10 protein-coding genes are annotated in these 11,438 nt (G+C 61.8%); 8 read left to right on the forward strand and 2 right to left on the reverse strand.

Features of this window, described 5'->3' with window-relative positions; translation table 11 throughout:
• The first annotated feature begins 436 nt into the window (after window positions 1-436).
• Together BBF94_RS09040 and BBF94_RS09045 are read left to right on the forward strand one after the other, a co-directional pair.
• The gene (locus tag BBF94_RS09040; RefSeq protein WP_065258696.1) at window positions 437-1,015 is read left to right on the forward strand and encodes a PadR family transcriptional regulator; all 579 of its coding nucleotides are present in this window, start codon (window positions 437-439) and stop codon (window positions 1,013-1,015) included.
• Window positions 1,012-1,797 carry a siderophore-interacting protein gene (locus BBF94_RS09045; RefSeq protein WP_065258697.1) on the forward strand — a complete coding sequence of 262 codons (786 nt, stop codon included), beginning with the start codon at window positions 1,012-1,014 and terminating at the stop codon, window positions 1,795-1,797. Before BBF94_RS09040 ends, BBF94_RS09045 begins: the two co-directional genes overlap by 4 nt.
• Window positions 1,798-1,875: 78 nt before the next feature.
• Here BBF94_RS09045 and BBF94_RS09050 read toward each other — a convergent pair whose 3' ends face one another.
• Both BBF94_RS09050 and BBF94_RS09055 read right to left on the reverse strand, forming a co-directional pair.
• Entirely contained in the window at window positions 1,876-2,520 is a 645-nt protein-coding gene (locus BBF94_RS09050; protein ID WP_065258698.1) for a Pr6Pr family membrane protein, read from the reverse strand.
• A 1-nt stretch (window position 2,521) separates the two neighbouring features.
• Window positions 2,522-2,752, reverse strand: coding sequence for a VF530 family protein (locus BBF94_RS09055; RefSeq protein WP_065258699.1), 231 nt, complete (start codon window positions 2,750-2,752; stop codon window positions 2,522-2,524).
• Window positions 2,753-3,051: 299 nt separating this feature from the next.
• Between BBF94_RS09055 and BBF94_RS09060 the strand changes: the two genes are divergently transcribed.
• The 6 genes from BBF94_RS09060 to BBF94_RS09085 all read left to right on the forward strand — a co-directional run bounded on the left by BBF94_RS09060 (window position 3,052) and on the right by BBF94_RS09085 (window position 11,078).
• Window positions 3,052-4,413 (forward strand): carbohydrate porin, encoded by a 1,362-nt coding sequence (locus tag BBF94_RS09060; protein WP_065258700.1) that lies wholly within the window; start codon window positions 3,052-3,054, stop codon window positions 4,411-4,413.
• A gap of 92 nt (window positions 4,414-4,505) precedes the next feature.
• Window positions 4,506-6,917, forward strand: coding sequence for a glucose/quinate/shikimate family membrane-bound PQQ-dependent dehydrogenase (locus BBF94_RS09065; protein ID WP_065258701.1), 2,412 nt, complete (start codon window positions 4,506-4,508; stop codon window positions 6,915-6,917).
• A gap of 165 nt (window positions 6,918-7,082) precedes the next feature.
• Entirely contained in the window at window positions 7,083-8,309 is a 1,227-nt protein-coding gene (locus BBF94_RS09070) for a hydroxymethylglutaryl-CoA reductase (protein WP_065258702.1), read from the forward strand.
• 2 nt (window positions 8,310-8,311) lie between these two features.
• A complete protein-coding gene (locus BBF94_RS09075; protein WP_065258703.1) occupies window positions 8,312-9,367 on the forward strand; it encodes a mevalonate kinase family protein in 1,056 nt (351 codons plus the stop codon).
• Window positions 9,364-10,365: a diphosphomevalonate decarboxylase gene (gene mvaD, locus BBF94_RS09080; protein WP_065258704.1), complete on the forward strand. Its 1,002-nt coding sequence runs from the start codon at window positions 9,364-9,366 to the stop codon at window positions 10,363-10,365. The genes BBF94_RS09075 and mvaD overlap by 4 nt, the downstream gene beginning before the upstream one ends.
• Before the next feature lie 338 nt (window positions 10,366-10,703).
• Window positions 10,704-11,078: a DUF6124 family protein gene (locus BBF94_RS09085; protein WP_065258705.1), complete on the forward strand. Its 375-nt coding sequence runs from the start codon at window positions 10,704-10,706 to the stop codon at window positions 11,076-11,078.
• Window positions 11,079-11,438 lie beyond the last annotated feature (360 nt).

The raw sequence follows: 11,438 nt of genomic DNA on the forward strand, positions 1-11,438 counted from the left end.
CCTGAAACATGTAAGTTCAACGCCGGGGCATGATCGACGCTTGTTCAGCGGAAGTAAGCAGGCAACTTCCCACGAGCGCGTAGTTCAACAACCTCGCAATTCGAAAGAAAAAACATCAAAAACAAACAATAACCAAATTCAACTGTCAGCCTTCACCTACATACAGTTTTTCAGTAAAAAAGTTACAGCACTTTCAATACTGGCCAGCAGCACTTTCTTGTATTTTTAGAATATAAGCTCAACTATTAATAGAGCGGTAGCTTTAACTTCACGGTTATTTCCGCATGACCGGGATCGTTGACGCCACATCCCTGAAAAACTGCGCTCGGGTTCCCCGACCATTCGTCAGTTGCCATTCCCTCTCGGGAAAAAAGGCCTTGCTCACGCCAAAAGATATATCTTAAGTTGTATCTAAACACGACGAGAGAAGACTGAAATGAGAGACCATCATCCCCATCATCACCGAGACCACGGCGACAGCCGTGACGGCTTCGAAAAACGCCACGGCCGCGAACGCGGCGGGCGCGGTCCACGGGTATTCGCCCCCGGCGATCTGAAATTGCTGTTGCTGGCATTGATTGCCGAGCAGCCGTGTCACGGCTACGACCTGATCCGCCAGATCGAAACCATGTTCGACGGCGCCTACAGCCCCAGCCCAGGTGTGATCTACCCGACTCTGACATTTCTCGAAGAGAGCGAAATGATCACAGGCGATGCCGAGGGCGGCAAAAAACGCTATGCGGTCACCGATGCCGGCCGTCAGTCCCTCGGCGAACAGGCCGTGGCACTGGACGGGGTGCGCATGCGTATCGACGTCAGCAAGCGTTCGTTGCGCGGCCACGACCGGCCGCCGGAAATCCATGAAGCGGTGCACAACCTGCGCCACGCCCTGCAAATGCACCACGGGCGCTGGAGCCCGGAAGAAATCCTGAGGGTCCGCGATCTGCTCAACGACACCGCCAAAGCCATCGTCGACGGCCCTGCCGTTCAATCTGCCCCGGAGAAAGCCGAATGACTGAGGCCCAGACCCAAGGCATCCATCGTGTGATGCATGAAATCAAACGTCGTCGCTTGGAAGTGTTGCGCGTGGTCGACCTGACCCCACGCATGCGTCGCATCACCCTTGGCGGGCCGGAACTGGCCGGCTTCATCAGCCTCGGCACTGACGATCACGTCAAGCTGCTGTTCCCGCAGAACGCCGAACAGGCTGCGGCACTGGAAACCCTGGTGCTTGGTGCCGGCAAAAACGACGTGCCGATGCCCGAAATGCGTGACTACACCCCACGCCGCTACGATCTCGACAAGCTGGAACTGGACATCGATTTCGTCCTCCACGGCGACGGCCCGGCATCGACCTGGGCCGAACAGGTGAAACCGGGGCAGTTCCTGCACATCGGCGGCCCGCGTGGCTCGATGATCGTGCCGGACATATTCGACAGCTACCTGCTGATCGGCGACGAAACCGCCCTGCCCGCCATCGCCCGCCGACTCGAAGGCCTGGCGGCCAATCGCAAGGCGCTGGTGGTGGTCGAAGTGGAAAACGGCAAGGAACAGCAAACGCTTGAGAGCGCAGCGCAGGTCAACGTGATCTGGGTGCTGCGTGGAGCCAACAAGGACAGCCTGCTGACCACCGTGAAGCAATTGCAGGTGCCCAAGGGCAATCTGTATGCGTGGGTGGCGACCGAAACCAAAGTCTCGCGGCAGATCCGCCGGGTGCTGCTCGATGAGCACGGGCTGGACGAACAGTTCGTCAAAGCCGTCGGCTACTGGCGTGCCGCAGGCTCCGAAGAAGAGTAACTGCATACATTGGTGGCGAGGGAGCTTGCTCCCGTTTCGCAGCCCAGCGGGAGCAAGCTCCCTCGCCACAGGGTTCGCTCAGTTGTGCCGTTCAGGGGTGAACCCGCGGTCAAGGCCGATGAAGAGCAACGCAATCAGCACAAACCCTACCAGAATCCCCCCGGCATTGACGAACACCTGTGGATAACCCAGCAGCGCCACGTCAATGAACGGATAGGCGTAGGCCCCCAGCAAATGCCCGCGCAGCAGCGCATAAACGAAGTACACCAGCGGATAGATCAGCCACAACGGCAGATGCTTCAGGCGCAAGGTGCCCTTGGGCACGCACAACCACCAATACGCCAGGAACAGCAGCGGCATCACGTCGTGGAGCAATTCGTCGGCAATGAACTGCCAGCCCTGCGGATGCCACAAGTGCCGCAGCAGAATGCTGTACGCCAGGGCCACCACGGCAATGCTCACCGCGATGCCGCTGCTGACCCAGGGTTGCAGAAACCAGCGGCGAGCAGCGGATTCGCGATCCGTCACCGCGCAGGTCAGCACCACCGCCACCAGGGTGTTGGTGATCACGGTGAAGTAACTGAAGAAACTCACCAGCCCGCCCAGCAAACTGGCGCCGACGCTCAGGCGCGCAAAGAAAATCAGGTACAGCTGAATCCCCAGCCCGGCCCAGCCCAGCACCGCCGCCGAAGTGATCAGGCGTCGCCGCAACAGCGCGTTCATTTCAGAGCGGACGCTTGGTGCGCATCAGCTTCACGTACAGGCGTTCAACCTTTTCCCGCGCCCAGGGCGTCTTGCGCAAAAAGGTCAGGCTCGACTTGATGGTCGGATCGCTCTTGAAGCAGCGGATGTCGATGCGTTCGGCCAGGCCCGACCATTCGTAGTGGGTCACCAGTGCATTGAGGATCTGTTCGAGGGTCACGCCGTGCAGCGGATCGGGATTGTGTTCGTTCATGCCGGGCCTTTGAGCGAAGTGAAAATGCAGAAGCCGCGCACCTTAGCCGAGGGGCCGGGCCGGTGGAAGGCCTTCCTTCAACTGTAGGTGAACCGCGCAAGATCGCAGGCTCCGTCGACACCGGCAATGTGATCGATTGCCGCACTGTTACCGAATCCGAAAGGGTTCATGTCTGCAAAAGCACTTTGTGTTTTTGTAACTGGACATTATCCTGCCGCCCTTCTGCTGAATCGCTTCACTCCCTGCGTCAAATCGTAGCGGTCAGCCATCCCCCAAAAAGATCAAGAAAGACCTACTCAATGCCCGATTTTCCGTTCTTCCGAGACAGCGCTATCTCAACCCTGCGCCTGATCGGCGGCTGCACCGCCCTTGGCCTCGCCACCTGCACCCAGGCCGCTCCGGCCTTCGACAGCGAATCACCGTACATGCTCGGTGACTGGAACGGCACCCGCAGCGAACTCTCGGAAAAAGGCATCGACTTCAAACTCGATTACACCGGCGAAATGGGCAGCAACCTGCACGGCGGCTACGACCACGATCGTACCGCGCGCTACAGCGACCAATGGGGCCTGGGCACCCATCTGAACCTGCAAAAACTGCTGGGCTGGAACGACGCCGAATTTCAGTTGACCGTAACCAAACGCAGCGGCAACAACATCAGCAACGATCGCATCAACGACCCCCGTGTCGGTGGCTTCACTTCGGCGCAGGAAGTCTGGGGCCGTGGCCAGACCACGCGCCTGACGCAGATGTGGTACCAGCAGAAATTCTTCGATCAGAAGCTCGACATCAAGGTCGGCCGCTTCGGTGAAGGCGAAGACTTCAACAGCTTTCCGTGCGACTTCCAGAACCTGGCGTTCTGCGGCTCCCAGGTCGGCAACTGGGTCGGCGGCATCTGGTACAACTGGCCGGTCAGCCAATGGGCGCTGCGGGTCAAATATCACCTGACGCCGGAGCTGTACGCACAGGTCGGCGCCTACGAGCAGAATCCGTCGAACCTCGATCGCGGCAACGGTTTCAAACTCAGCGGCAGCGGCACCCAGGGCGCCATCCTGCCAGTCGAGCTGGTGTGGACGCCAAAGCTCAACGGCCTGCCGGGCGAATACCGTGCCGGTTACTACTACAGCAACGCCAAGGCCACCGACGCCTATAAGGACAGCAACGGCCAGCCGGCGGCCCTGAGCGGCGAGGCCTATCGCAGCGCTTCGAGCAAGCATGGTGTGTGGCTGGGTGTGCAGCAACAGATCACCAGCGTCGCCAGCGACAATTCCCGCGGTTTGAGCCTGTTCGCCAACGGCACGATGCACGACAAGAAAACCAACGCCGTCGACAACTATGTCCAGGCCGGACTGGTCTACAAAGGCCTGTTCGACGCCCGCGCCAAAGACGACATCGGTTTCGCCCTCGCCCGTGTCCACGTAAACCCGGCCTACCGCAAGAACGCCGAAGCGACCAACCAGACCCGCGCCGTCTACGACTACGACGATCCGTCCTACCTGCCGCCGCAGGACACCGAATACAGCGCCGAGCTCTATTACGGCGTGCACGTCACGAACTGGCTGACCGTTCGCCCGAACCTGCAATACATCCGCCATCCGGGCGGTGTGGACAAGGTCGACGACGCCCTGATCGGCGGGATCAAGATCCAGTCGTCGTTCTGATTTCAATTTTGCAATGAACCATGCCCGCGCCTGATCGTCATCTAAAGTGACTAAAGCGCGGGACTACTTGAAACGTCACGGAGAACCACACTATGAGCACCGAAAGTGCTTCGGGTCGAGGCCGTCTGCTACCGAGCCTGCTCGGCATTCTGCTTCTACTGATGGGCCTGGCCATGCTGGCCGGGGGAATCAAGCTGAGCACGCTCGGCGGCTCGCTGTACTACCTGCTGGCCGGTATCGGCATCACGCTGACCGGCATCCTGCTGCTGATGCGCCGTCGCGCAGCACTGGGCCTGTACGCCATCGTGCTGTTCGCCAGCACCGTCTGGGCGCTGTGGGAAGTCGGTCTGGACTGGTGGCAACTGGTGCCGCGTCTGGCCCTGTGGTTCGTCCTCGGCTTCGTGATGCTGCTGCCGTGGTTCCGTCGCCCGCTGTTGCTCAACGGCCCTGCACCGATGGGCACCGGCGGTCTGACCGTCGCCGTGATTCTGGCCGGCGTCACCGCCCTGGCCAGCCTGTTCACCCATCCGGGCGAAACCTTCGGCGAACTGGGTCGCGAAACCGCCGACACCACCAGCACCGCACCGCAAATGCCGGACGGCGACTGGCAGGCGTATGGCCGCACCGAGTTCGGTGACCGCTACTCGCCACTGAAGCAGATCACCCCGGCCAACGTCGGCAAGCTGCAGGAAGCCTGGCGCATCCGCACCGGCGACCTGCCGACCGCCGATGACCCGGTAGAGCTGACCAACGAAAACACCCCGCTGAAAGCCAACGGCATGCTGTACGCCTGCACTGCCCACAGCAAGGTGCTGGCGCTGGACCCGGACACCGGCAAGGAACTGTGGCGCTTCGACCCGCAGATCAAGAGCCCGGTCGGCTTCAAGGGCTTCGCCCACATGACCTGCCGTGGCGTGTCTTACTACGACGAAGCGGCTTACGCCAAGTCTGAAAACGCTGCCTCCGCCGTTATCTCCGAAGCCGGCAAGGCCGTCGCCCAGGCCTGCCCGCGTCGCCTGTACCTGCCGACCGCCGATGCCCGCCTGATCGCATTGAACGCCGACACCGGCAAGATCTGCGAAGGCTTCGGCAACAAAGGCGTAGTCGACCTGACCCAGGGCATCGGCCCGTTCACCGCCGGTGGCTACTACTCCACCTCGCCAGCGGCGATCACCCGTGATCTGGTGATCATGGGCGGTCACGTCACCGACAACGAATCGACCAACGAGCCATCGGGCGTGATCCGCGCCTTCGACGTGCGCGACGGTCACCTGGTGTGGAACTGGGACAGCGACAAGCCGGACGCCACCGAGCCTTTGGCCCCGGGCCAGATCTACAGCCGCAACTCGGCCAACATGTGGTCGCTGGCCAGCGTCGATGAAAAACTCGGCATGGTTTACCTGCCACTGGGCAACCAGACCCCTGACCAGTGGGGCGCCGACCGTACCCCGGGCGCCGAGAAATTCAGCGCCGGTGTCGTCGCCCTGGACCTGGCCACCGGCAAGGTGCGCTGGAACTACCAGTTCACCCACCACGACCTGTGGGACATGGACGTCGGCAGCCAGCCAACCCTGCTGGACATGAAAACCGCCGACGGCATCAAGCCTGCGCTGATCGCCCCGACCAAACAGGGCAGCCTGTACGTCCTCGACCGTCGTGACGGCACGCCGATCATCCCGATCCGCGAAATCCCGGTTCCACAGGGCGCCGTGAAAGGCGACCACACCGCCCCGACCCAGGCCCGTTCGGACCTGAACCTGCTGGCCCCGGAACTGACCGAAAAAGCCATGTGGGGCGCCAGCCCGTTCGACCAGATGCTGTGCCGCATCCAGTTCAAGGAACTGCGCTACGAAGGCCAGTACACGCCTCCGTCGGAACAGGGCAGCCTGATCTATCCGGGTAACGTCGGCGTGTTCAACTGGGGCGGCGTGTCGGTCGACCCGGTTCGCCAGATGCTGTTCACCAGTCCGAACTACATGGCTTTCGTCTCGAAAATGGTGCCACGCGAAAAAGTCGCTGCCGGCAGCAAGCGCGAGAGCGAAACCGCTGGTGTGCAACCGAACACCGGCGCGCCTTATGCGGTGATCATGCATCCGTTCATGTCGCCCTTCGGCGTACCGTGCCAGGCCCCGGCCTGGGGTTACGTCGCCGGTATCGACCTGACCACCGGCAAAGTCGTGTGGAAACGCAAGAACGGCACCAGCCGCGACAGCTCACCGATCCCGATCGGCTTCACCCTGGGCGTGCCAAGCATGGGCGGCTCGATCGTCACTGCCGGCGGCGTCGGCTTCCTCAGCGGCACGCTGGACCAATACCTGCGCGCCTATGACGTGAACACCGGTAAAGAGCTGTGGAAATCCCGTCTGCCTGCGGGCGGCCAGGCCACGCCGATGACCTACACCGGCAAGGACGGCAAGCAATACGTCCTGCTCGTCGTCGGCGGTCACGGTTCGCTGGGCACCAAGATGGGTGACTATGTGATTGCGTACAAACTGCCGGAATAAGCTTCAGCGGCGGTAAACAAAAGGCGACACCCTGCGATGGGGTGTCGCCTTTTTTGCGGGCGCCAATCGCCAATCGATATAAAAGACTGTCAACTCTGACAGGCGCGGTTATTCCCGTTTGCTCCGATCATCAACCCCATGCAGCGGTTGAATCACGGAGCCCCCATGGCCGATACGCGCTTTGGCAATCACTGGATCGAAGCACTGACCAAGGGACAGGCCCGCTTTCACCAGTTGCCCGCCGATCTTGATCACAATGAAGCCGCCCTGATTCGCCGTGAAGCCCTGCAACACATCAGTGGAGCTTCGCTGCGCAGCATTGGCGATTACACCCGCGAACCGCAGCCGGCCCATTGCGAGAACCGCATCGGCTCCGTCCAGATTCCGCTGGGCATCGCCGGCCCCTTGCTCGTCAAGGGCCAGGCCATCACGGCCCAGGAACCGGTCTATGTCCCACTGGCGACCACCGAAGGCGCGCTGATTGCCAGTACCTCCCGTGGATGCCGGGCATTGCATGCAGCTGGCGGCGCAGTGGTTCGGGTCGAAGAGGTGGGCATCACCCGTGCACCGGTATTTCGCTCCACGGGCATCCTGCAGACCGAGACTTTTCTGGCCTGGATCCGCGACAACCTCCAGCAGATCCGGCAGGCCTGCGAACAGGGCAGCGCTCACTTGCATCTGCGAGACATTCAGCCTGCGGTGGTCGGTACCACAATCTATCTGCGCTTTCGTTTCCGTACCGAGGACGCGATGGGCATGAACATGGCCAGCATTGCCTGTGACCGGGTCATCCGCGAGTTGATCACCCCCGCAACCGGCGTCTCGTGCCTAGGCATTTCGGGCAACTACTGCACGGACAAGAAACCGGCGATGGTCAACTTCATCAACGGACGCGGCCAGCGGATCCACGCCGAAGTCCGTCTGAGCAAAGACATACTGCACGACATTCTCAAAACCGATGCCCAGGCACTTTGCGAGCTGCAGTACCGGAAAAACCTCATGGGCTCGGCCATGGCCGGCGCCATCGGCTGCAATGCCCATCATGCCAACATCCTCGCCGCCTTCTTCATCGCCACCGGTCAGGACGTCGCTCAAGTAGCGGAAAGTGCCATCGGCATCACCTGCTTCGAAGCCTGTGAACACGATGCCATCTACGCCTCGGTCACGATGCCGGACGTGCCACTGGGCACCGTCGGCGGCGGCACCTCCCTTTGTACGCAACGCGAAGCCCTGGCCTTGATGGGAATCATCCCGGGCAGCAAGAAACCGGGCAAGGACACCCGGCGCCTGGCAGAAATTCTCGGCGCAACGGTACTCGCCGGCGAACTGTCGATCATGGCCGCCCTGGCCTCGCATCAACTGGTATCGGCCCATCAGCGGCTCGGGCGCTGACCATGATCCACGCCAGAGCACCCGGCAAAATCATCCTCATGGGCGAACATGCGGCGCTGCACGGATGCCCGGTGATCGCCTGTTCCGTGGGGCTTTACTGCAATGTGTGGATCAGGCCGCGACAGGATGGCGAGATTGAACTGCAATTGCCCGATCTGTTGCTGCAACAGACGTATTCAGCCAGGCAATTGATCGACTACACCGCACGCATGCGCATGGCCCTGAAGCGATATCAGGCCACGCCAGGCGCACAGACCTTCGCCGCCCTGGCCAACGCCGGCCACGATCACCTGGTCAAATGCGCCATCGGTGAAGTCCTCCTGCGACTCGCACCGCAGCACTGGCGTGGTTTTACCTTGCGGGTGCAATCGCAGATTCCGCCGGGTGCCGGTTTCGGCAGCTCGGGTGCGCTTGCCGTTTCTCTCTCGGCTGCACTGATGCAATGGTTCGGCCTGACAGAAAACGATTGCCCGCTGGAACCCCTGGCCCTGTCGATCGAACGTTTTCAGCACGGCGACCCATCGGGCATCGATCACAACACCAGCCTGCTGGGATCGGTCGTCGAAGGCAGACGCAACGCAAAAGGCAAGCTCGACGTGCACGCGCTACCCGTCATCACCTCGGAGCTGCTGCCGGCCGCCCTGCGCCTCTTCAACACCGGCACCGCCCTCGAGAGCACCGGCCAGGTCATTGCCGCCACCCGCCATCGACTCGAAGGCCCCGATAGTCCGCTGCTGGCCAGCATGCGGCGCAACACTGAGCGTTTCAGTACCTTGCTGCGCCAGACACGCCCGATGCCTGAAACCGTTCGCGCGGTGATACGCGATTACGAAGCCGATCTTGAAGCCCTGGGCGTCGTCCCCGATGCCGTCGCCCAACTGATTCGCGCGGTAGAAAAGGCTGGCGGTGCAGCCAAGATCTGCGGCGCCGGAGCATTGACCGGGGATCAGGCCGGCGCACTGCTGGTAATGGGTGCAACGAATCTGCTGGAACTGGCGCGCTACCGGCAACTCGACGCCCCTCTCGCGGTGGCGGGTCTCGAGATCACCCGACCATGAATCGCACCAGCGTCTCCTCCCCCGCCAACATCGCACTGATCAAGTACTGGGGCATGCGCGACGCACTGAACACACTGCCCAACAACGCCTCGCTTTCCATGACCCTCAGCCGTTGCGTCAGCCTCTGCACGCTGGCCCCACGGGTCGATGGCGCAACCGATGAAATTCTGTGGAAAACCGCACGCGGTGCACTGGTGCCGGCCGACCCTACCCTGCGAGCCGGGATCGAACATCACCTGCAGGCCTTGCGCGAACACTTCGATCACTGGCAACCGCTGCGCATCGCCACCACCAACAGTTTCCCGACCGGAGCCGGAATCGCGTCATCGGCCTCCGGTTTCAGCGCCTTGGCGGCGGCGTTTGCCCTGCATTGCGGGCAATCGCTGAGCCATCCCGTCCTCAGCGATCTGGCGCGCCTCTCCGGCTCCGGCTCGGCGGCGCGCTCGGTCTGTGGTGGTTTCGTGCAGTGGCCCGGCAATGCGCGTCTGCTCTCGGAGCCGGCCCAGCAGATCGCCCCGGCACGCCACTGGCCGCTGCATGACCTGATCGCCGTGGTCGATGCACGACACAAAACCGTCAGCTCCCGCCAGGGTCATCTGCTCGCCACCAGCAGCGAGTTTTACCCGACCCGCCTGAAGCTGCTGCCTGAGCGTCTGGAACAAGTGCGCCGCGCCATTCTCGAACGCGACTTCACCCGGCTGGCCGATGCCGTGGAACGCGAAGCCATCGAAATGCACCTGATCGCCATGACGTCGCAACCACCGGTTTTCTATTGGCGCTCGGCGACACTGACCGTGCTGGAACGGGTCCGCCAGTTGCGCCAGGAAGGCCTGGACGTCTGCGCCACCCTCGACGCCGGGCCCAACGTACACGTGCTGTGCACGCCGCAACACTCCCCCAGGGTCTTCGCCGAGCTGCGCAAACTGCCTGACATCCAGCGCTGGATACTCGATAGGGCGGGCGACGGGCCAAGGCGACTGGAGCAGCATCTGTTTTGATGCTTGCGTCCTACAGACGAGGTGTTTTTCGGGGACGATTCCGACAAGGCGCGTCGGTTGTCCCTGTGAAACGGGGTGGATAGGCTTTGGGGGTCGCTGCAAATTCAGCGATGGGGCGTCGCGGCCCGAGCAGTTCATTCAATTTGATGCATAATCGCCGGCCCAAACCGAAACACTCAGGTGTTTTTCGTTTGGTTTGATGGTGGCTGTGCGCGGGATACCTTCGGGTATGCCGAGCTTGCCGAATGACTCGGTCCGCGACCCCGCGTACAGCTGCCTCCCTCTATCGCGTCGCGGTGATCGAGCAGGTAGCTCCACTTTTCGTTCGGAGTTCCACTATGAAAAAACCAACACCCAATCCCCCCGAGTCAAACGACGCATCGCCCTACGAATCGCCAGATTCCAAAAAACTCCACGAAGCCGCCGAGCGCGCCCTCGACCACTACCTGAAACCCAACGCCACCACCCTGCGCTTCCATAAACCCAGCACCATGTTCCAGGTCGCACCCGATCAGGACAGCGAAAGCCTGCTGGTCCACGCCTGCGAATCACTGGCACAGGCCAACCTCATGACCAGCGATATCGCCGCACACATCGACCTCCCGCAGCGGCGGACAATCCTGGCCATTCAGCAAATCATCATGCTGGCTGAGCTGGCGGTGAATCGCGTGCTGGATAACGTCGAAGTGCAGCGTTACCCAACACACAGCTGAGCCGCCCTGAAGAAACCGACCTGCCAGCGACAGACTGCATTCGCTGGCAGCTCGATTGGGACGCGGAGCGTCCCGGGCTGCATTCCCACGCGGAGCGTGGGAACGATCAAATTACAGCCATGCGCGGGAGGGCCTACGCCCTGCCAGGTTCCATTCCCCGGTCGACCAACCCGCGCATGGCTCCCCAAAAACAGGAAGAGCGTTAGCTCGACAACGCTCTTGATCTTGATCCACAGGTCCCGTCGGCAGGCTGAGTGGAGGGATTCATCCGGGGGTAGGCGCGCAGCGCCGTTCGACGCAGTCGAACACATCGAGAGGAGGTGCAGCGCAGCAAACCGGAGGCGATGCCCCCGGATGAAT

It is taken from the genome of Pseudomonas bananamidigenes, assembly GCF_001679645.1.
GTDB lineage: Bacteria > Pseudomonadota > Gammaproteobacteria > Pseudomonadales > Pseudomonadaceae > Aquipseudomonas > Aquipseudomonas bananamidigenes.

Bases quoted from the DNA above. Each gene is read 5' to 3' on its own strand.
- mvaD (WP_065258704.1), top strand. From the start codon at position 9,364: ATGAATCGCACCAGCGTCTCCTCCCCCGCCAACATCGCACTGATCAAG.
- BBF94_RS09060 (WP_065258700.1), top strand. From the start codon at position 3,052: ATGCCCGATTTTCCGTTCTTCCGAGACAGCGCTATCTCAACCCTGCGC.
- BBF94_RS09045 (WP_065258697.1), top strand. From the start codon at position 1,012: ATGACTGAGGCCCAGACCCAAGGCATCCATCGTGTGATGCATGAAATC.
- BBF94_RS09070 (WP_065258702.1), top strand. From the start codon at position 7,083: ATGGCCGATACGCGCTTTGGCAATCACTGGATCGAAGCACTGACCAAG.
- BBF94_RS09085 (WP_065258705.1), top strand. From the start codon at position 10,704: ATGAAAAAACCAACACCCAATCCCCCCGAGTCAAACGACGCATCGCCC.
- BBF94_RS09050 (WP_065258698.1), bottom strand. From the start codon at position 2,520: ATGAACGCGCTGTTGCGGCGACGCCTGATCACTTCGGCGGCGGTGCTG.
- BBF94_RS09075 (WP_065258703.1), top strand. From the start codon at position 8,312: ATGATCCACGCCAGAGCACCCGGCAAAATCATCCTCATGGGCGAACAT.
- BBF94_RS09055 (WP_065258699.1), bottom strand. From the start codon at position 2,752: ATGAACGAACACAATCCCGATCCGCTGCACGGCGTGACCCTCGAACAG.
- BBF94_RS09040 (WP_065258696.1), top strand. From the start codon at position 437: ATGAGAGACCATCATCCCCATCATCACCGAGACCACGGCGACAGCCGT.
- BBF94_RS09065 (WP_065258701.1), top strand. From the start codon at position 4,506: ATGAGCACCGAAAGTGCTTCGGGTCGAGGCCGTCTGCTACCGAGCCTG.